19 protein-coding genes, 1 pseudogene and 1 riboswitch are annotated in these 19,934 nt (G+C 34.3%); of the genes and pseudogenes, 6 read left to right on the top strand and 14 right to left on the bottom strand.

All coding sequences use genetic code 11. The features are described from left to right. Window positions 1-233 precede the first annotated feature (233 nt). The 5 genes from ACIQXW_RS02400 to ACIQXW_RS02380 all read right to left on the bottom strand — a co-directional run bounded on the left by ACIQXW_RS02400 (window position 234) and on the right by ACIQXW_RS02380 (window position 5,759). On the bottom strand, window positions 234-1,541 hold the full coding sequence (locus ACIQXW_RS02400) for an SEC-C metal-binding domain-containing protein (protein ID WP_402759665.1): 1,308 nt from the start codon (window positions 1,539-1,541) through the stop codon (window positions 234-236). Window positions 1,542-1,794: 253 nt separating this feature from the next. After that, window positions 1,795-3,153: an HD domain-containing protein gene (locus tag ACIQXW_RS02395; RefSeq protein WP_402759663.1), complete on the bottom strand. Its 1,359-nt coding sequence runs from the start codon at window positions 3,151-3,153 to the stop codon at window positions 1,795-1,797. Between the two features lie 95 nt (window positions 3,154-3,248). Then, window positions 3,249-3,836, bottom strand: a complete 588-nt coding sequence (locus ACIQXW_RS02390; RefSeq protein WP_402759662.1) for a hypothetical protein — start codon at window positions 3,834-3,836, stop codon at window positions 3,249-3,251. 287 nt (window positions 3,837-4,123) lie between these two features. After that, a complete protein-coding gene (locus ACIQXW_RS02385; protein ID WP_402759660.1) occupies window positions 4,124-4,501 on the bottom strand; it encodes a hypothetical protein in 378 nt (125 codons plus the stop codon). Between the two features lie 214 nt (window positions 4,502-4,715). Further along, window positions 4,716-5,759, bottom strand: coding sequence for a DUF418 domain-containing protein (locus ACIQXW_RS02380; protein WP_402759658.1), 1,044 nt, complete (start codon window positions 5,757-5,759; stop codon window positions 4,716-4,718). Between the two features lie 350 nt (window positions 5,760-6,109). Between ACIQXW_RS02380 and ACIQXW_RS02375 the strand changes: the two genes are divergently transcribed. Next, window positions 6,110-6,382 carry a phospholipase A2 family protein gene (locus ACIQXW_RS02375; RefSeq protein WP_402759656.1) on the top strand — a complete coding sequence of 91 codons (273 nt, stop codon included), beginning with the start codon at window positions 6,110-6,112 and terminating at the stop codon, window positions 6,380-6,382. 136 nt (window positions 6,383-6,518) lie between these two features. On the opposite strand, the gene ACIQXW_RS02370 is transcribed toward ACIQXW_RS02375, so the two are convergent. Then, on the bottom strand, window positions 6,519-7,385 hold the full coding sequence (locus tag ACIQXW_RS02370; protein WP_340826507.1) for an AraC family transcriptional regulator: 867 nt from the start codon (window positions 7,383-7,385) through the stop codon (window positions 6,519-6,521). 417 nt (window positions 7,386-7,802) lie between these two features. Here ACIQXW_RS02370 and ACIQXW_RS02365 point away from each other — a divergent pair, with 417 nt between their 5' ends. Then, window positions 7,803-8,867 carry a branched-chain amino acid aminotransferase gene (locus ACIQXW_RS02365; RefSeq protein ID WP_402759654.1) on the top strand — a complete coding sequence of 355 codons (1,065 nt, stop codon included), beginning with the start codon at window positions 7,803-7,805 and terminating at the stop codon, window positions 8,865-8,867. A gap of 112 nt (window positions 8,868-8,979) precedes the next feature. Here the strand turns inward: ACIQXW_RS02365 and ACIQXW_RS02360 are convergent, their stop codons facing one another. From ACIQXW_RS02360 to ACIQXW_RS02350, 3 genes and pseudogenes are all read right to left on the bottom strand, one after another. Further along, window positions 8,980-9,336, bottom strand: a complete 357-nt coding sequence (locus ACIQXW_RS02360) for a hypothetical protein (protein WP_402759652.1) — start codon at window positions 9,334-9,336, stop codon at window positions 8,980-8,982. 41 nt (window positions 9,337-9,377) lie between these two features. Further along, window positions 9,378-9,512, bottom strand: a pseudogene (locus ACIQXW_RS02355) (tautomerase family protein); the annotation flags it as partial. Window positions 9,513-9,524: 12 nt separating this feature from the next. Next, window positions 9,525-9,986, bottom strand: coding sequence for an NUDIX hydrolase (locus tag ACIQXW_RS02350; RefSeq protein ID WP_402759650.1), 462 nt, complete (start codon window positions 9,984-9,986; stop codon window positions 9,525-9,527). A 185-nt stretch (window positions 9,987-10,171) separates the two neighbouring features. On the opposite strand from ACIQXW_RS02350, the gene ACIQXW_RS02345 reads away from it, so the two are divergent. Continuing rightward, window positions 10,172-10,339 (top strand): hypothetical protein, encoded by a 168-nt coding sequence (locus tag ACIQXW_RS02345; protein WP_401018953.1) that lies wholly within the window; start codon window positions 10,172-10,174, stop codon window positions 10,337-10,339. A 360-nt stretch (window positions 10,340-10,699) separates the two neighbouring features. On the opposite strand, the gene ACIQXW_RS02340 is transcribed toward ACIQXW_RS02345, so the two are convergent. From ACIQXW_RS02340 to glnA, 3 genes are all read right to left on the bottom strand, one after another. Beyond that, on the bottom strand, window positions 10,700-11,581 hold the full coding sequence (locus ACIQXW_RS02340; RefSeq protein ID WP_402759649.1) for a type 1 glutamine amidotransferase family protein: 882 nt from the start codon (window positions 11,579-11,581) through the stop codon (window positions 10,700-10,702). Between the two features lie 53 nt (window positions 11,582-11,634). Continuing rightward, window positions 11,635-12,003, bottom strand: a complete 369-nt coding sequence (locus tag ACIQXW_RS02335; RefSeq protein ID WP_402759647.1) for a hypothetical protein — start codon at window positions 12,001-12,003, stop codon at window positions 11,635-11,637. A gap of 350 nt (window positions 12,004-12,353) precedes the next feature. Continuing rightward, a complete protein-coding gene (gene glnA, locus ACIQXW_RS02330; protein WP_340825515.1) occupies window positions 12,354-13,688 on the bottom strand; it encodes a type I glutamate--ammonia ligase in 1,335 nt (444 codons plus the stop codon). Between the two features lie 896 nt (window positions 13,689-14,584). On the opposite strand from glnA, the gene ACIQXW_RS02325 reads away from it, so the two are divergent. From ACIQXW_RS02325 to ACIQXW_RS02315, 3 genes are read left to right on the top strand one after another with little or no spacing between them, the layout of a single operon-like run. Beyond that, window positions 14,585-15,013 (top strand): ATP-binding protein, encoded by a 429-nt coding sequence (locus ACIQXW_RS02325; RefSeq protein ID WP_402759645.1) that lies wholly within the window; start codon window positions 14,585-14,587, stop codon window positions 15,011-15,013. A gap of 29 nt (window positions 15,014-15,042) precedes the next feature. After that, window positions 15,043-16,737, top strand: coding sequence for a methyl-accepting chemotaxis protein (locus ACIQXW_RS02320; RefSeq protein WP_401018956.1), 1,695 nt, complete (start codon window positions 15,043-15,045; stop codon window positions 16,735-16,737). A gap of 33 nt (window positions 16,738-16,770) precedes the next feature. Next, window positions 16,771-17,157, top strand: a complete 387-nt coding sequence (locus ACIQXW_RS02315) for an STAS domain-containing protein (protein WP_340825519.1) — start codon at window positions 16,771-16,773, stop codon at window positions 17,155-17,157. Window positions 17,158-17,317: 160 nt separating this feature from the next. On the opposite strand, the gene ACIQXW_RS02310 is transcribed toward ACIQXW_RS02315, so the two are convergent. Continuing rightward, on the bottom strand, window positions 17,318-18,664 hold the full coding sequence (locus ACIQXW_RS02310; protein WP_402759643.1) for a sodium-dependent transporter: 1,347 nt from the start codon (window positions 18,662-18,664) through the stop codon (window positions 17,318-17,320). Between the two features lie 147 nt (window positions 18,665-18,811). Beyond that, window positions 18,812-19,399, bottom strand: coding sequence for an ECF transporter S component (locus ACIQXW_RS02305; RefSeq protein ID WP_340825522.1), 588 nt, complete (start codon window positions 19,397-19,399; stop codon window positions 18,812-18,814). 227 nt (window positions 19,400-19,626) lie between these two features. Beyond that, a riboswitch (FMN riboswitch) is annotated at window positions 19,627-19,823 on the bottom strand. Window positions 19,824-19,934 lie beyond the last annotated feature (111 nt).

Here is a 19,934-nt window from a genome sequence, read left to right as displayed (position 1 = left end):
GATTTCCACTTTGAAAAAATAGTCAAAATCTGCATCAAACTTGATCGGATTGAGGGAATAAGTTTACCGAAGGGAGCACACTTATACATGGACCAATGTTCATGCCACGACCTCCGGTCGTGGGTCTTGTTTCGCGGAATTTTATGTTTCCTCCAACTGCAAAATTAAGAGGTAAATTTTTAAAAAACGCAGAAAGGTTGTAACCACAACAGATTTCTGCGTTTTGTATTTTTTTATAAAAAAGATTGATTATTTACACTGGCATGACAATTTTTAAATTTTCTATTTGACCCACAAAAGCATAGTTTGTTAAGGTAAAGAGGTTTTCTTTCAATAGATAATAGTTCTTCTAACTTTGAGAGTTCATCTGATGCAGGAATCTTATGTTTTTTTATAAATTCTAAAAGGTTATCTCTAGCTATGGGATACCATTCATATTGGCAAGCATATACACCTAATTCATATGCATCATAAGCTTTATCAAATTCCCCTAGTCCTACGTATGCCAAACCTTTTGTCATGTGCGCAACACTTGAAATATCTTCTTTAATTATTGAGTTAGCTAATTCAATAGCTTCATTGTATTGCTCATTTAGAACGTAACCGTAAGCCAAATTTGTATCGTCATTTCCGAATTTTTTTAGAATTGGTGCCAAACTTTTATAATCACTTATTTTGTATAAGTTCTCCATTTTATTCCAATCTTCGTCAACTTGTTTTATCTTAAGGTTAATCAATTGCATATTTCCTATAGGTTCGCAAAAATCAATTTCTATTGCAGACTTAAATAACAAATCTATATTTTTGTTTATATTTAGTGATTTGAGAAGTGATATAAAAAATTCATTAATCTTGCAATTTTCAGCGAATAAATTGAAGAAGTCTAAAGGAGAGTATTGTCTTACATTAGTTGTAAGTTTAATTGCTCCTTGTATTTTTACTATTTGGTCCCATTCATATGTTTTGCTTGCATCCCTTATATCAAAACCAAATTTTGAATATTTTATCCAACCAGATTGATGAAGAACTAAATTTTTTACATTACCATTCTCAGTCGCTACTTCTACGGTTATAAATGTTGTTTTAGGATTTAATTTTATATTCTCATATTCCTTAATATAGCTATTAATCTTTTTGTCACTAAGATTTGTTTCACTGTTTAATTTTTCCCTCAAAGCGATAACTGAGTTAAATGTTTTTTCATCATAGTCTAAAGGAACAGTAAGCTGTGTTGATAACTTTGATTCCAGTTCAGCAATAACTTCAATTAATTCTTTTTTATCACTGTTAACATTGCTTTTTATATCTGGACAAGCAGCCGCAATTAATTTTGTAGAATCGTTACTTTCAATGTATACCCTTCTATAATACAACTCTCGAATTTTATGAAGTACATGCTGAAGTTTAAGATGATCTTTAGCACTTGCAAATGGTGAACATTCTATATTAAAGTTAGTTAAATTTTGCGAGAATATCGACAATCTCATGATGTAAGGAAAGTCATTTTTTTCAGTTTTTTTAACTTTTATTTTAAAATGCAAAGCTCTATTTGGGAGATCTTCTTGTATTTATCTCCCTCAATAGAAGGAAGAGAAGGGAGATTTGGACGAAATTCTAAGCTAACAAAATCTCCTGTCTTTTTTCTTTTCCATCAATCAAAAAATCCTTAATACTAATATTTTTGTGTACTTTAAACGGCTCACCAGAAGAAGCAGAAGCTAGATATAATGAGAGAAAATTAGTGTGAGGAAGATCTTCTTTATTTACTGTACTGGTAAGTGTAAATTTGTTTTCTTATACTTCATGGTTTTCTAGTTTTTTTTCAATTTGTTCAAATAACGCTTCTTGTATAATTTGTTGTTGCTCAGGGTTAAGATGTTGTACAAACCTTAAAAAACTACCTAAATTTTTATGAATGTTGTTTTGAACGTTTTGCATTGCAAGAACTATTTCATCTTCTTTTGACAGAGCAGGGTTCTTCGCCACATCCTGCATATAGCCATTTAATATCAATAAGTCAAGAATAACGGACCTATCCATCTGGCCAAATGTATTGTTCATTTCTTTTTTATTTAATAAATTATTTAAAACTGTTGGTGAGTTTTTAATTAATTGTAGCCTATCGTCTTTATCCCCACCAGTAACACTATGAGAATAAATTTCTAAAGCGATCTTATCAAAAATTGCAGCAATATTGTCTTTAACATAACTGGATTGCATAAATTCTATTAATTTATCAGTATCTTTTAGTTGGTTAAAAACAAATTTAAAAGTAACGGAATCGGTTTTAATTTGATATTGGTCTGGTGACACAGATGAGGGTTCTATAACACTAGTATCCACCAAAGAACCAATTACACGCGTTACAGTGAAACCTTCTCTGTAATCAAGCAAATCCATAAAATCGTATGTTGATAAATTAGATTTTAAAAGTGCTAGCAATACTTCTTTGGTTACTAGCATTTCATCCCTATATTGCTTAGAAATGCCTGTAATAACAATTTTATTTGTACTTAAAATTTGTTCCACTTGTTCATGTTTTTTTGTGATCTCTTGAATTAGCTCATCCATTAACTTTTCAGCTTCCCAATCGTGAACAATTGCAGAAACCATTATTTTTTGCTTATCATTCGGATTTCTACTTACACCAATTATGGATAAGTGTCTTTCATGATGTTGTAAGCTATTTGCATCTGTTTGTACGATGTTTACGACTAATTCGGAAGAGCGATCCTTTGTGATGTGAAGTTCGTCAGTAAAACGTAATAATGCACCCAGTAATCTAAGTCTTACATGTCCTCCAATCCCTGAAGCAACAGATTCTTCTAATGATTCTAAAGGAGTCTTCCTGTGCGCTGCAGCAATATCAGCAATAAGAGAAGCTTCTGTACGATCAAACCCAAGTAATGAAGCTTCCCTTAAAATAACATCCTTTGAAAAGCTATGATGACCATTTCTCCTGTAAGCTTCATAGCCTATTTTAGATAGGTCTTCTTTATTCCCAACCATTCCTATATCATGGAGCAAGGTAGCTGCAATAAGGAGATATTTTTCTTCGTCTGTTAAAATTGTATAATCGTTATCTAGTAAAACATCGTATACACTTTCAACACCAAGAGAGTGCCTTAACGTATGTTCCGTGTAATTAGTCAATACATTAGTAGTCCTAGCTAAAATAGGTTCTACCTTTGTGTTTAGTTCATTGATAAACGATTAATCTTTTTCAGAGTTACAATTGTATCGGTTAATTACAATTGTTCAATAAAGGAACGCTTTATTTGTTCTATTTTTCTTAAGGAAGTTCTCTTTAAATAGGGAAATTCAGTGGTAAAAAATTCAATAGCATCTTCGATTGCTTTCCCGTTCCAAATTGGATTACCCTTGATTAAGCCGACGTTAGTGTTGCCACAGACATACCCTGCAGATATAGCGTGTATATAACTATTAGTCAGATTTGGATAATAGTTCAAAAAGTAATCCTCAAGAATTGAATCATTACATCCTAATACTTGATATGCTATTGTATTTGCTCTTATTTCTCTCAATAAATACAACAATACTATGGATGGAAAGACTATTGGCGTTCCTAGAAAAGGGTTTTTCACTTCGTTAAATTTTGCGTGTATAAGTTCATGAATTAGTACAAATTTAGTTCGTTGTGGGTAATTTATCCATTGCGTCATAACCCCATCTTTTATTTGTACTCCGCGTTTAGAATATTCCCCTACATCTCCTTCTCCATCTAATAAAAGGGGAACTTCTCTTTGTATTCCTAACTCTTGTTTATAAATATTAAACTGTTCTGTAATTTCATCTTTAATTTGACTTGTAACCATTGATTCATCTCTCTTTCTATTATTATTTTTTATAATTATACTATCTAAAATTGGCTATTATAATACTTTAGAGGTGCTATAAAGTTTTAGTAGTTCTTACTTCTATGGACGTTGGCGAAAGGAGGTTAGAAGATACTGCGAAAGTGAACTATTGGAGAAAAAAATGTATTGGATGCTGGGTAATTGATGGACGTTCTTTAATCGAGAATATGGATGAGGAATAAGATTAAAAAGAGGCAGGTGAACCGTACCTCTTTTTGAAGTGTAATAAGAGAAAGCAAAGGTTATTATGATTGTGTACTAGATGAAATCTGTTGAGTACTATTTTTCGTTTTAGATACAGTTGATTGGCTTTTACCAACAAATGAGGCAAGCATTTTCTGAGTAGTTTTAGGGTAATTAGTCTCTAAAACTTCATCAATTGAAGAACCATCTTTGGAAATTCTAATAAATAGGTCCGTTTTAGTTTCTTTAAGCATAATATTTTTATCCACAATAACTCGGTAATCCTCGGTAACTTTTAAGTAAGCTCCATTTTTAAATATTGCCTCACTAATATCTTCACTCTGTAACTTATCCATTACTTTGATCCCTCTAAAAACTGTTGTATCTAAACCGCCTTTAATGTCCAATTTCGACTTAGAAATTTCATTATTTCTCTTCATGTCAACATCCTCCAAACGAATTCTTACTGATTGCTTGGTACTATTATTTGCACAAAGGTAATAATTATTAATAAAAAATTATTGTGATGCAACAATTTGTTTCTCATATAATTTGTAAATAGGATAATCTTTAATTTTCTCTTGATAAAATAATAGCACAATAATATCCCTATTAAAAAAACGCCAGAGCAATAATACTCTGACGTTGAAATCATTATTTTGTCGTTACTTTTCTTCCATATGTCATCCATCTCCACACTTTTTCCAATGGCCCAATTTTGAAAAATTTAAAATACATGATACTAAAGATGATTTGAATTACAAAAATCATAATGGCAATGATGACAATATAGGAAGTCGAAAGTACTTCGAGTCCCATGAGAGATATAATTGCTAATCCTATAAAACTCTGAGCTAAGTAATTTGTAAATGCCATCTGATCGACCCGTCCAATTGGCTGTAGCATTTTTACAACATTTTTGTGTTCTAGAATCAGGAATAAACTCGCTAAATAAAAATATGTAGTCGGGATTACACCTAAACCTAGTACTAATTGAAGCTTTTGATCATCATTTTGAGATGCAAACCAAATCCAACTAGATATAGCTACAAATATTGGAGCTGTTACATATAAGACCAACTTTATTTGTTTGGTAAGTTGTCTCACATTTCTTATCCAGTCAGCTTTTGCTACTAGAAAACCTGTTAAAAACATAATAAAAATAGTTATTGTATCATTCCCTAGTACATTGAAAACTGTTGAAAGGATAGCTAAGTTTGGCAAAAACATTTGCCCAAGTATGCTTACAATGTGAACAGTAATTATGCCAAAAAGCCAGTTACGAATTGTATCAATCTGCGCTCGATAAAATGGTAGTAAGAACAAACCTATTACTGCATATGCAGAAAGGATGGAACCCCAGAAAAAAAATATGTGCACAATCCCAATAACAAATAATGCTAGTAAACGTCTTGCAAAACGCCATCGAGGCTTATCACCTCTTGCTTCAGCGCGTGAAGCAAAAATATAAAAACCGACACCGAAAAGAAATGAAAAAATGGAAAAGAATTTTTTCTCAATGAATATATCAATTAGTGTATCAATCACACTATTGAATTTACTATAGGCTGGCACCGGTCCTCCTTCAACTACTATTTGATAAGCACCTACATTAATAAATAAAATACCAAATAACGCTAATCCCCGAATAATATCTAAGGACACAATTCTTTCTTTTTGTGTAACGGATGGATTCATGCTTTCAACTCCTTATCTTCAATACTGCAATTCATGCTCCTTGGCTATTATATCTAGGCAACCTTACAGCAGTTTGTTGATTAGCTTACAAAAACCTTAACTGAAGGATTTCATTTATCTTAACGATTTATTTAAGATTGCAGTTTCTTAGTCAAACAATAAAAAAAGGTCTGGATTAATTTCCAAGACCCTTCTTTTATTCATATTATTATCAAGCGTAGTCTAATGCATTAGTGGCTAATGAAATGTGAAATTTCGTCTCAATATTTTTCATGTTTTCCTTAGTTTTTCATCCCTTTTCAAAAGTTAAGACAACATATTTTATAGTATGTAGACTATTTTGAAAAGAGGTGACCAAGGTGAATAGGAATAGAAGATTAAGATTTTGTTATCCTGGCTATAAATATTGCGGACCTGGATGTTCAGGACCTGGTTCACCAACAAATGCTGTTGACTCTTGTTGTAAGAAGCATGATGCTTGTTATTCAAAATATGGTAGAACAAAAAATTGCGATGAATTATTTCAGCAATGTTTATTAGCACAAATGAATACCAATAGCAAAATGGGCAGAGATGCTAGACTGTTCTTCAAAGTTTTTGATTTGCGTAATAATTTCTTTTAAACGTCAAAAGCCAAGAATGAACAACAAGTTTCATTCTTGGCTTCAAAGAAATATAAATGTCTATTGCCGTTGATTTGTGCTACGGGCGGCACTTTTCACAAAATTGTTTGAGTGCCTGGCACTTTTATGGGCACTTTTACTTAATTGGAATCCAAATTTCCGAATAGAGATTTTCGCTTGTAGGATCTTCCTCTGTATAAACCTCTAATTCAGGTGTTCCAGCAGGCTCATATGGATTCGACGGGAACCATTCGGAGAAAATTTGCTTCCATGCATTTTGCATCGCATCCGGCATTGGGCCATGTACTTCAAACACAACCCATTTTGATGCTGGCACTTCCATCGCTAATAAATTTTCCGGCACATCCGCCCCTACGTGATCTGTTCCAATCCAATAATCGATTAAATTATTTTCTTTATAGTTTTCGTCTGGTACACAAACACCCAGTACCCCTTTAATTTGTCCATCATTTAATGCAAATAGTTGCTCGTCCATTCCTTGACGATTTACTTCATCCCAAAATACAGGAATACCTTGCAAATTCTCGCCTTTTTGGCAATTATACGTTCTTTTTACTCCTACAACTTGGAACTTTTCTTTTTCTACAATGTTATACTTCATTGGTTCTGCTCCCTTCAGACTCACCTGGATTACAAGGCGGTTATATGATTGTAATGGTCCTTGCTGTTTTCGTGCTTCACTCGGCGTTACGTTATGTTGCTTTCGGAATGCTTTTGTAAAAGCTTCGGGAGAGTCGTAGCCATATTTGAAGGCGAGATCGATTACTTTTATATCTGTATTGATTAATTCCTGTGCTGCTAAAGTCAATCTTCTTCGTCTTATATAATCCGCAATTGACATATCCGTTAAAATAGAAAATGTTCGTTGAAAATGAAATACAGATGCATTCACTTCGTTTGCGATTTGCTCCATTGTAATCGTTTCTTGCAAATGCTCTTCTATATAATTTATTGCTTTTTGAATCGACTCAATCCAACTCAAACTCAAATGCCCTCACTCCTTGCTTAAAGATTAACGTATTCTAGTTTTTTCTTCCTGTCTTTTTATGCTATCTTTGGACTGGTCCACTCAGTTGTATGCATAGTCTACTACATATCGACAATTTTCCAATCCTTTACTTAAAAGTACTACTACTTCAATAATAATCATTTATACAAAGCAATAACATAAAAATTTCAAGATGTATCATGAACATTTAAGTGAGCGAAAAGCATCAAGCGGTAGCGTTACGCTACGAATAAAATCTTTGCAATAAGTGTTATTTGTTGCTGAAAGTAAATAAATCAGCAATTTTATTAATTATTAGTAGATTCTTAGTATTTAATTAATTTAAAATAAACAGTATTATTAAGTATTATAGATATTTCATCTAATGACACAATACGCGGAGGATATGACATGTTAGAGATAACAAAAGAGATAACAACAAACCCAAAAGAAAAACCTGCAGCAGACCAATTAGGTTTTGGTCAATTTTTTACAGATCATATGTTTATAGTCGATTACACAGAAGGCATGGGTTGGCATGATCCACGTATTATGCCGTATCAGCCGCTTTCACTAGATCCTTCGGCAGCAGTTTTCCATTATGGACAAGCTGTATTTGAAGGATTAAAAGCTTATGCAACAGTGGATAATAGGGTCCTTTTATTCCGTCCTGACCGTAATTTTAACCGCTTAAATCATTCGAATGAGCGTATTGTTATTCCAGCAATTGATGAAGAATTGGCGTTAGAGGCGTTAAAGCAGTTAGTAACATTGGATCGCGAATGGGTTCCAAAGGCACCTGGAACATCTCTTTATATCCGTCCATTTATTATTGCTACTGAGCCACACTTAGGTGTACACCCTTCTAAAAACTATAAATTTATCATCATTATGTCTCCATCTGGCTCGTACTACAAAGAGGGCATTAATCCAGTAAAAATCATGGTGGAACAACATTTTGTAAGAGCTGTAGTTGGTGGCACCGGCGAAGCAAAAACTGCTGGTAACTATGCGAGCGCCTTAAAAGGACAAGAAATTGCGAATAAGGAAGGCTACTCTCAAACTTTATGGCTAGACGGTAAAGAACACCGTTACATCGAAGAAGTAGGTAGCATGAATATATTCTTCAAAATAAACGGAACAGTCATCACACCAGCATTAAATGGTAGCATCTTACCTGGAATTACACGTAATTCAATGCTTCAAGTATTAAAGGAGAAAAACATTCCAGTCGAAGAACGTCGTATTTCAATTGATGAAGTGGTAGAGGCTTATCATAATGGCACTTTGGAAGAAGCATTTGGTACAGGAACAGCTGCGGTTATTTCACCTGTCGGAGAATTAAAATGGCAAGATGAAAAAATAGTGATTAATAACGGTGAGATTGGTGAAGTTTCACAAATGCTTTACGAAACATTAACAGGCATTCAAAATGGCACGCTTGAAGATACATTTGGTTGGACGATTAAATTATAAAAATATACAAAAAAGTGTTAGATTGATCGAAATCAATCTAACACTTTTTTACTGTGATCGTTTTTGTAGCACAACATAAGCCACTAATATAATCGTCTCCGTTTTTTGTCGTTTAATGATATTGGAATAACACCAAAATAGTTGGACCTTTTTCGCTTTCCCAAAGCTCAACAAAAAAACAATATCCATTTGGGAAATCATTTAAATATGCCTCATCATCAAGGCAAATGTTATTTTTATACTTAGTATCCCATTCTGACTTAACATCATGTATTAATAAACACTCTAATGTACTTTTTCGTTCCGTTTGATAGTTACAGATAAATACTTCTTCTACTTCGCCATTAAAAATCATTTGTCCAAGTTCCTGCAACGTAAAATTATTAGAGTAGATTTTACTTGCCACTACTACTTCATTGTTATAAATCTGATTTTTTTCCTTGTCTATGAAGTAGCCTTTTTTTATCACAGTAGTTCACCTCCTCTAGTTTATTAATCGTCTAAAAAAGCTCAAACATTTACTTTATAATTCAATGCTAACTCATCCCCAGGTAGTCCTCGTATCCCCCAGTTATGCTTAGGTGTTTCAAAAATAGTAATTTCTATATCCTGAGGAGCTATACTCAATTGACTGTTAATTTTTTCAATTTCGCAATATTATTTAATTACCGGCAGGCTCACCTTGTTTACCCAATCATAAATAAATCTTTCTTGATGCACATTTAGCTGCGGGAGGTTGTTACGGGGAAAGAATCGATGTTCGTGACTTTCTTCCGAACGTTGAATTAATTGTCCCGTAAAACAGCTTGAGTAAAAAATAATTTGGACACTGAAAACTTTATCGCCATTCGCATATGTTGCAAATCCCTCTTCACCAGAATAAATACCGAACAACGCTAATTGTTCAACTTTTAAACCTGTTTCCTCAAAAGTTTCTCTTATGGCCGCTTCAAGAAACGACTCTCCAGGCTCCATAATGCCACCTGGAATGCCCCATACATCTCGATCCGTTCGATGTTGTAGTAAAATTTGATTGTCATGTTCAATAATAATGCCACACCCTACAGTCATTAGTATTTCATTGCCAATGAGCTGCCGCATTGTTTGTATGTAATTCATTTTTCCTCCTCGAATGTATGACCTTTTTTATCCGCATCATTATCTTAACATATATATCCATTTTGGTTAAAAATACCACTGAGAAGAAGTATTTTTAAATTGGGCAAACTTTAATAAATGAACGATGTATGAAGTCCAAAATAAGGGCAAGAATAAAAGTATAAAATTCCATTATGAGGTGAAGTATGAAAAAATTAATTATCGGTACTTTTACAGCAATCCTAACAACAGGATTATTATTTGGGTGTGGTAATGCGAAAGAAAAAACGGAGCCTAACGATACTGAATCACCTTCAACACACAAAGAACATATGGATGATCAAAACAAAACTGATGACAAATCTAAGGAGTAAGTCTTCCTTAAATTCATCAGACATAAAAAAACCAGCTCTAATCTAATAGAGCTGGTTTTATCATTAAATTTATTATCGGAATGTGTGAATTTTATCTTTAAAATTAATTGATATTATCCTTAAGCCTCTAATAACCCGCAACAATCTGAGTTATTTTCTGAAACTGTAGTTGTTCAAGCGTTGACCATTTAACAAATTTTTTAAATTCGCTTCCAATAAAAACACATACCGAGCGACTTCTAATCGCCATCCATTACCTTAAAATCATACAATGTAGTTTTGGTTCAAAAAAAGTTGTTGAATTATTTGGAAGTGGAGTCTTATCTCTTCTATCAAAGGTGTTATAATTTTAATAGGAGACTAATGAATACTAGTAACATTCTCTTTTTTTACTAAACGAACTAATAATTTCTTTTGTATTACGCATTCTTTAAAACGTCTATTAATAATATTTTGCATAGATGTATTATCTACATCAGTAAAAAATGTCACGAACATATTCTCTTCTATTGCCCTTTTGACAACGGGGGCATACACTAACATCCCCCCTCCTCCCAATCTGGTAGCGGGCAAACGCTTCACATAAGAATGGGGTAAAAGTATCATGTTCTGCGCAACTCTCTCAGCAATGCACCACCCCACTAAATCTCCTTCAAGAAATAAAGCAAAGCTAAATTCTTCATCGACAACGCCTAAATTCTGAACAAAAGGATAGACATGATCATCAAACTTATTCTTATTAGAAATTGCTTCTCTAAATATCTCACTCACATGCTGACTCCAAGGTACTACTGTTACACTAGTAGGTATTTTTAAATTCCATAACCATTCATTTTGTTGTATTCGATTAAAATCCAGCACATATTTTTCTATGCCCTGTACATTCCCACTCCAACCTTGATTGGTTAATATATTTATGAAGTCATCAGATTTACTGTTCATAGTAAGCGTTATTTCTGTTATTAAAAAGCCGATCTTTTCAAAATAATTTTCCGCTTCATTATATAGTTGCATAACAAAATGATGGGCATTCTCCTCATCATTTACAACTAAATGTGTAATCGCTGCTGACTTATTATCAAAATTGATGTCTGCAATAAGGATACCTATTGGACGTGTATGATCAACTAAACCTATTCCCCATAAACTTGCGTCCATTAATTGCAACCTTTTAAAATGATTAGGATTCAAAAAAGTTAAAAACATACTATAATTACTTGAAGTAAGATTTAAAATTTCCATTAATTTCACCTCTTAAAAATAAGTAGCCTAAGTTATTAGGCTACTTGGAAATACTACACTTCGTCAAATGACTCTGTTACCGGATTAAATACAAGGTTGGCAAAGTGGGTATTTTTGTAATTTTTAGTTAAAGCATACTTATTCTCAGTAGTTCTTAATTCATAACCTGCAGTTACAGCCGTTTCTACACCATTAGTTGCTTCAATGAAATAATAATATGTCGTAAATGGTGTTGCTGTATCATCATTCCAGCGTTGTGTACCACTCGCAATGCTTGATTGTAAAACAATTGCCCCTACTAAACTATTGCTTGTGTTGCGTTTTATCGTATAAGTAACCGTTCCTACAGATGATTGATTATCTGTCCAAGTAATTGTATTTCTAACGCCACCCGGTGATAAATCTATTGAACTTCCACTCACATTTGTTACAGGTAAAAATACGCTATTCTCGTTTTATCCATCTCTATATCTCGGTTTTATAACGAGCCTTCACCGTGCAGGCAACTTTCATCGCACACGGCGATCCGTCAGCGATAGATCTTTAAGTTTTATTTCCCCGTAGTTAATTATAGTAATGACAATACTGACGAATGTTAATATTAATGTTAATTCTTGAAAATTTATTCACTTCTAAAACTTATAATATTATGCCGTTTGCTGAAGATTAACTCTGTAATTTTTGTCTTAACAGTATTAGTCTCTAGAAAAAAACTTAAATTAATACTGTTTCTTTCTTCTTACTCTTACTTGCAACACCCAACACTTCTTTTCTAATACATTGTCAAATATTCATCACGTTCCCAGTCATGGACGCGTGTGCGGTATTTGTTCCATTCAATTTCCTTCGCTTCTGTGAACTTCTCAAAAATATGATTGCCAAGTGCGTCACGTACAATATGATCCATCTCTAGCTCGATTAGTGCGTATTCTAAAGAAGATGGTAAACTATCAATGCCATTTAATTCACGATCCGCGCGGTTCATTTTATAAATATTTCGATCTACAGCATCTGGTGGTGTTAAACCTTTACGTATCCCATCAAGGCCAGATGCTAAAATAACAGCCATCGCTAAGTATGGGTTAGCCGCCGGATCAACAGAACGTAACTCAATACGAGTTGAAAGACCTCTTGCTGCCGGGATGCGAATAAGTGGTGAGCGGTTTTGGGCTGACCAAGCTACATAGCACGGTGCTTCATAGCCTGGAACTAAGCGTTTATAAGAATTTACTAAAGGGTTTGTCACTGCTGTAAAGCCGTGAACATGCTTCATAACCCCTGCCATAAAGCTGCGAGCAGTTTCGCTCAATTGTATTTCTGCATGTTCATCATAGAAGGCATTTTTATCACCTTCAAACAATGAAAGATTGAAATGCATCCCTGAGCCATTAACGCCAAATAACGGTTTTGGCATAAAGGTTGCATGTAAACCGTGCTGTGCTGCGACTGTCTTAACGACGAGTTTGAACGTTTGTATATTATCACACGCTTCAATAGCACTTGCATATTTAAAATCAATTTCATGCTGACCAGGTGCAACTTCGTGATGCGACGCTTCAATTTCAAAACCCATGCCCTCTAGCTCAAGCACAATATCACGTCGACAGTTCTCGCCTAAATCAGTGGGCGCTAAATCGAAATACCCACCACTATCATTTAATTCAAGTGTTGGATGCCCTTTATCATCTAGTTTAAATAAGAAAAATTCTGGCTCTGGACCAAGGTTAAACGAGCTAAAACCTAAATCTTCCATTTCCTTTAATACCCGCTTAAGGTTGGAACGTGGATCACCTTCAAATGCTGTACCATCTGGTCGTGCAATATCACAGATAAAACGTGCTACCTTACCTCTTTCCGCTGTCCATGGAAAGATAACGAATGTATCTAAGTCGGGACGTAAATACATATCAGACTCCTCAATACGAACAAACCCCTCAATCGATGAACCATCAAACATGACCTTATTGTCTAATGCCTTCGCTAATTGACTAACTGGTATTTCCACATTTTTTATTGAGCCCAATATATCAGTAAATTGTAGGCGAATAAATTTCACATTTTCTTCTTTCACCATGCGGATAATATCATCTCTTGTATGATGTTTCATTCTTCACCACTCCAATTTGTCATTTTTCTTAACGTGTTTTTTTGTAACTGCTTTTAAATTACACTAAAACAACAAACAAGCGCAATGGGCATGTCATGTTTTCTTACATATGTTTTTTCGAATAAATTTATCTTTATTTTAGATGTATACTTATATTAGGTTGGACCTATATATTGACATCACCTAAAATAAAACTTAATGATTACTCAAAACTTCCTTTCGTAGAACATTAGTCTTGCATTCTTTATATTTTACTGGTACATTATAAACTAAATATAAATTCAATAGTACTTAATAGGATATTTTTACTATTCTATATACCAATCACTATTAAAGTAATTGAATAATTCGAAAGTAGCTTTTATAATAATGACGTCGGTGGATAAAGGCCTTTTGATTCCATCCAGTACCAAACAAAACTCCCTTTCAAATGGTCTAAACTACCAAATTGAAGAAAACTTCGCAAACTCCAGGCAAATGATTTAGCATCGCCTTAAAATTCTTATTTAACACTTTGTCACCAATATTAAGTATCCATATTCAAAAGATACATAGACTTACAAACTTTTTACTGCTATAGGGGTGACAAAAACCATAGGGTGAAAACAGTATTAGTCAACAATATTCATTCCTTTATCACACATAACTATATTTATAGAAATGACATTCATTCTCTGCGTTTAAATGTTAGTAATCTTAAAATACATGAATTTCTTAAACACCGCTAAAGTATAGAAAACACAATACCTATTATACTGGATGGGTTTAGACATGCGTTTTCATTCCTATTCTTCCTCAATATAATGGCGATGACCTATTTAACTTTACTTACATTTTACTGGATATCACTAGCGAAAATGTAAATGTAATTTCACGTACAAGATAGGTGATTGGTAATGAAATTTACACTGCGAGTTCAAGCAAATCGACAAGCAGTTCATTTTATAGATAATGTGATGGAAAACTATACAAATATTTATAGTATACCCTTCAGTAAAGAATTGAGATTTGTTTTACACGAATTAGTAATTAATGCTATTGAAGCAATGGAAAAAATCGATACACCCTCTTCCTACGGCAAAATTCAAATACAAGTTTTGCAAAACGATGAGGAGATTACGTTAACAGTCATCGATGAAGCACAAGGCATTACTGAAAATGATTTAAAGAAGGCATTACAATTCGATCCTAACGAACACTATTATAATTATACAGATCGAGGTCGAGGATTATTTTTTGTCAAAAATATGGTTGATTCTATTTGGTTTAAACATATTTCAAGAACCAAATTTTTAGTCGGTGTTTCCAAGAAAATTCATGGATAAAGTACATCTGTAATTAGGAGGGACTTTTTGTGAAATGGACAATCCGTAAAAAAATGAACTTACTTATTCTTACCTGTATTTTGTTAATGGTTTCTCTTATAGCGATAATTGATTTTTTTGAAGCTAAAAAGAATTTTTTAGAAAGTGCAAATGCCAAACTTTTATCGGATTTACAATTAAGTTATCAATATTTTGATGTTAAAATTCCTGGAGATTGGGACATTAAAAATAATGAATTGTATAAAGGCGATGTAAAAATAGCTGGCAATTTCGATATTGTAGATGAGATTGGCAATCTAGCAGACGGTAATTTTGTGACAATCTTTCAGCACGATACACGCATTAACACAACTATTGTGGAAAACGGTATACGACAAGTGAACACGAAGGCTCCTAAAGAGCTTACTACTGCTGTGTTAGAGCAAAAAGAACGTTTTATCGGTACAGCAAATGTATTAGGTAGTATGTATCAAGTTGCGACAGAGCCAATTTTCAATAGCAAAGGCGACATCATCGGTATGTGGTCGACAGGCACACCATCAGCGCCCTATATTAATATTGCTACAAAATATGTCCTTGAGAATGTTGCCATTTCATTAGGAATAGCGATTTTGATGTTTGTTAGCATTAGTTGGTTTTTACAGCGCCAAATTATTGGACCAATTAATCAATTAAGTTTGAATGCTAAAGAACTTGCTAATTTAAATTTAAACGTAAAAATATTAAATCCTAAAGGAAAAGATGAAATCGCCAATTTAGCACAAGCATTTAATAGTATGAAGCAGCGTTTAACAGAAACAATGACCATTGTCTCGAATAGCGCAAATCAAATAGCTAGATCCTCGCAGACATTAGCCGAATCATCACACCAAACAAGTGAAGCCTCAAACCAAATTGCCTTAACAATGAACGACATTTCAAATGGTACCACCATTCAATCAGACCAGGCTGAACGTATTGTTATGATGATGAAAACAACGATTGAGGAAGTAACCAATAGTTTAGAAAAAGCAGAAGCAACTTTAAATAGAGCAATTCAATCTACCTATATCGCCCGCAAAGGAGAAGATGCTATTAGTGAAGCAATTAAACATTTAAACACAGTCACTCATACGGTTTCTTATGCAACCGATTCGATTCAAAAACTAGGCAAACGTTCCGAAGAAATAGGTGGAATTATAACTGTCATAACGGGTATTGCGGAGCAAACAAATCTATTAGCTTTAAACGCGGCCATCGAAGCTGCTCGAGCCGGAGATCAAGGAAAGGGCTTTGCTGTAGTCGCATCAGAAGTTCGTCAGCTTGCTGAGCAGTCAAGTTTGGCTTCTGGTCAAATTACAGATTTAATTAAAAACATACAAGCCGAAACTGCTGTGACCGTCCGAACTATGGAAAGTAATTTACTAGCAGTAGAAGAACAGGTGAACATCATTAGTAAAGGCGGACATGCCTTACAAGAAATCGTTGAACATGTTGTTGAAACAGAACAAGGTGTGAAACAAATGAAATCTGCATTCACGCATGTCAATGACAATTCATTAGGTGTTCAACAGGCAATACATGATATCTCACGCATTTTAGAAGATTCTGCGGCAGCTTCCGAAGAAATGGCAGCTACGTCTGAAGAACAACATGCAACTGTAGCTGAGATTTCACATAAATCAGAGGAGTTAGCGGAAATTTCTACTAAACTACAAAACGAAGTAAATAAATTTAAATTTTAATCTTTTAACTAAATGACACGGAGGAGCACTGAAATGAGTAAGAATAACATGATAAATATTGATTCAAAGACTGATTATATTTCAATCGCCTTTACAGGGAATTTAGAATATGGATTAATCGATGAGTTAAAAGAGGAGCTACATGCTATTAGTTTAGATACAAAGCATGGCTATGTAATTGATATGCAAAGGGTAACGAATATTGATAGTACTGGTTTTGGTATGATTATTAATTTCGCAAAGAAAGTAACGATTGCCGAAAAGAAAATCGCCATCATTGTGACAGATGATTTTATTCGTAAACTGTTCGCAATCTCACAATGTGACAAAGTATTCCCAATTGCAAAAAGTGAACTGCAAGCGCAGCAAATGATTAAAGAAAAAAACTGGTTAGGTGAGCTTGCCCTAAGTGAATATTAAGTGCCAGGCACTCAAACAATTCTGAATTCTCCCAGAAGTAAAAAACTACCTAGCCTGCTGTGAGAACGTATAAACGAAGCCGCAACAATCGCGCGATAGCGAGTGTTGCGGCTTATATTGTGTCTGCAAGTGCCAGGCACTCAAACAATTTCATTCAATATTATTTTTGTAAAAGCATATTTAATAAAACAACGATAATAACAATCGGAACGACTACTAACATTAGCACGCGATAAGTCTTATAAAATCCCTGCCCCATTTGACTTCCCATGAGCAATTCCTTTTTCACAAAGCTTTTATCTACTACATAGGCAATAAAGATTGCAATCAATAAGTTGCCCAATGGTAGCATTAAATTGGACACTAAATAATCAGTAGCATCAAAAATCGACTTTCCGAAAATGGATACATTCGCTAACAAGCTAGATGATAATGCCGATGGAATGGCAGCAATAAAAACAACAACTCCTAGCAACATCGTTAAGGCTGAACGTGACATATGCCACTTCTCCATAAATGCTGCAACAATGATTTCATATAAACTAAATGATGACGTTAACGTCGCAAATAAAAATAGTAATAAAAACAGCGCTAAAAATAGTTCACCAAAAGGCATTTGACTAAATGCTGTCGGTAGCACCATAAATAATAAGCCAGGCCCAGCTTGTGGCTCTAAATCAAAGGCAAACACTACAGGGAAAATAGCTAGTCCTGCTAAAAATGACACGAGCACAGTCAGTAAAACTACTGAGCCAGCAGAATTTGGTAAACTAACATCCTTTTTCAAATACGAACTATATGTAACCAAACAAGAGAACCCTACTGCCAAACCGAAGAATGACTGCCCTAACGCCTCTAATAACGCTTTACCCGTTATATTTGAAAAGTCTGGCCATAAGAAGAATTTCACACCTTCCATTGCCCCATCTAATGTTAACGCACGAACAACAAGAACGATAAACATAACAAATAATAATGGCATCATCCACTTATTTGCTTTTTCAATGCCGTTTTGTACACCTAGTGAAATGACAAGTACATTTGCCAGTGTAAATAACGCTAAACCTAGTAACGTAATCCACGGAGTACTAATAATTTTTCCAAATAACTCACTTGGATTAACCGTTGAATCAATAACAGCCCCAGATACACCTAGGCCACTATAAATAAATATCCAGCCTCCTACAACACTGTAAAAGGTTAATAATAGAAAACAGCCAAGTACACCCATGCGTCCAACCCAAGCCCAAGCAGGTTTCGTTGGAACAACCTTTTTATAGGCTGTGATCGCCTCTGATTGCGTACCACGCCCTAAAATATACTCGGATAATAACATCGGTAGGCCAATTAACAAAGTGAACACCACAAATATAAGGAAAAATGCGCCGCCACCACTTTGCCCTGTGACATATGGTAGCTTCCATATTGCCCCTAGTCCAATCGCAGCACCCGCCGATGCTAAAATAAACCCTAACTTACCGGACCATTGTCCATTGTTTTCACTCATCTCTTCAATCTCCTCAAATCTAACTAATCTCACATTAATTGTACATTAAAATAGTAATTTAGACTAGTCAATTCCTGAAGATTCCAGTATGCTATTAGATCTATACACAAAAAACCCCGAGTAAGAATAAACTCGAGGCTTAATTTATTATTTTGATAAATACATTGTACGCTGTTGTTCAATCCATCTACGCATCGTTGTGAACAGTAACACCATGATAGCTGTTAATAGAACACCTTTTACGATATTAAACGGCAAAATACCTGCAATAATCATTTTATATAATGAATCGCCAACTACTGGCTCCATACCTAAGAAATAAGTGTACATCGGTAAAAATACTGCGTAATTTAAAAAGCTCATCCCTACTGCCATAACGATCGTTCCTGTCGCCAAACCTCCAACAAGACCCGCAATTGTTTTAAAACGGTTAAAAACAAATGATACTGGTAAAATAAATAATATACCTGTCACAAAGTTTGCAATATGTCCAACCGGAACCCCTGTAGGCGTACCCGAGAAAATCCAATCCAGTATATTTTTAAATAGTTCTACTAAAATACCCGCAACTGGACCCATTGTGATAGCTGCAAGTAAAGCTGGCATATCACTGAAATCCACCTCTAAAAATGCTGGGAACGGCGGAATCGGGAAATTAAAAAGCATTAATAAAAACGAAATACTACTTAGCATACCAATCGTAATAAACGATTGCAGTTTGATATTTTTCTTCATTGAAAACTCTCTCCTCTTTGCTGATTCAATCTTGCAAGAAGAAAGGTTACGACGTAATCGATTGTTTTTTCACGAAAAAACCCTTATGCACATCAGCATAAGGGAGAAAAGGCATGATTAAATAACGCCATTACTAGCTATTTTTTGTGCATACAGTGTAATTAGTAGACACACTGAAAAAAACGCTCGCACATAGCTTAATTCGTAACAACGAATGACGATCGTACCTTCATCTTCTCCCATCCAGACTATACTGTCGGCCTTGGAATCGCACCAAGTCAGCCATGCAAAAAAATCTTTGCACAGGTCGCGGGCTGAAGAGCCATTTAGTAAATCATGCGAGCTAATGTAGTTTAGTACAACACTAGCGATTTACAACTCTATTACCGCCGGTCGGGATTTTCACCCTGCCCCGAAGATGAATCAATATTATTTTATAAATTAACTATAATGTTTTATCACATAAAAGTAAATACTTCTGCTTAAAAAATTCCGATTAAATTTGTATGTTTTAATGAATGCTTCTATAAAAGGG

The organism is Lysinibacillus sp. NPDC097162, from assembly GCF_044762185.1.
Lineage (GTDB): Bacteria > Bacillota > Bacilli > Bacillales_A > Planococcaceae > Lysinibacillus.
This window is presented reverse-complemented; position numbering and strand designations above follow the sequence as displayed.

Bases quoted from the DNA above. Each gene is read 5' to 3' on its own strand.
- ACIQXW_RS02305 (WP_340825522.1), bottom strand. From the start codon at position 19,399: ATGAAGAAAAATATCAAACTGCAATCGTTTATTACGATTGGTATGCTA.
- ACIQXW_RS02365 (WP_402759654.1), top strand. From the start codon at position 7,803: ATGTTAGAGATAACAAAAGAGATAACAACAAACCCAAAAGAAAAACCT.
- ACIQXW_RS02380 (WP_402759658.1), bottom strand. From the start codon at position 5,759: ATGAATCCATCCGTTACACAAAAAGAAAGAATTGTGTCCTTAGATATT.
- ACIQXW_RS02325 (WP_402759645.1), top strand. From the start codon at position 14,585: ATGAAATTTACACTGCGAGTTCAAGCAAATCGACAAGCAGTTCATTTT.
- ACIQXW_RS02390 (WP_402759662.1), bottom strand. From the start codon at position 3,836: ATGGTTACAAGTCAAATTAAAGATGAAATTACAGAACAGTTTAATATT.
- ACIQXW_RS02310 (WP_402759643.1), bottom strand. From the start codon at position 18,664: ATGAGTGAAAACAATGGACAATGGTCCGGTAAGTTAGGGTTTATTTTA.
- ACIQXW_RS02345 (WP_401018953.1), top strand. From the start codon at position 10,172: ATGAAAAAATTAATTATCGGTACTTTTACAGCAATCCTAACAACAGGA.
- ACIQXW_RS02385 (WP_402759660.1), bottom strand. From the start codon at position 4,501: ATGAAGAGAAATAATGAAATTTCTAAGTCGAAATTGGACATTAAAGGC.
- ACIQXW_RS02315 (WP_340825519.1), top strand. From the start codon at position 16,771: ATGAGTAAGAATAACATGATAAATATTGATTCAAAGACTGATTATATT.
- ACIQXW_RS02340 (WP_402759649.1), bottom strand. From the start codon at position 11,581: ATGGAAATTTTAAATCTTACTTCAAGTAATTATAGTATGTTTTTAACT.
- glnA (WP_340825515.1), bottom strand. From the start codon at position 13,688: ATGAAACATCATACAAGAGATGATATTATCCGCATGGTGAAAGAAGAA.
- ACIQXW_RS02350 (WP_402759650.1), bottom strand. From the start codon at position 9,986: ATGAATTACATACAAACAATGCGGCAGCTCATTGGCAATGAAATACTA.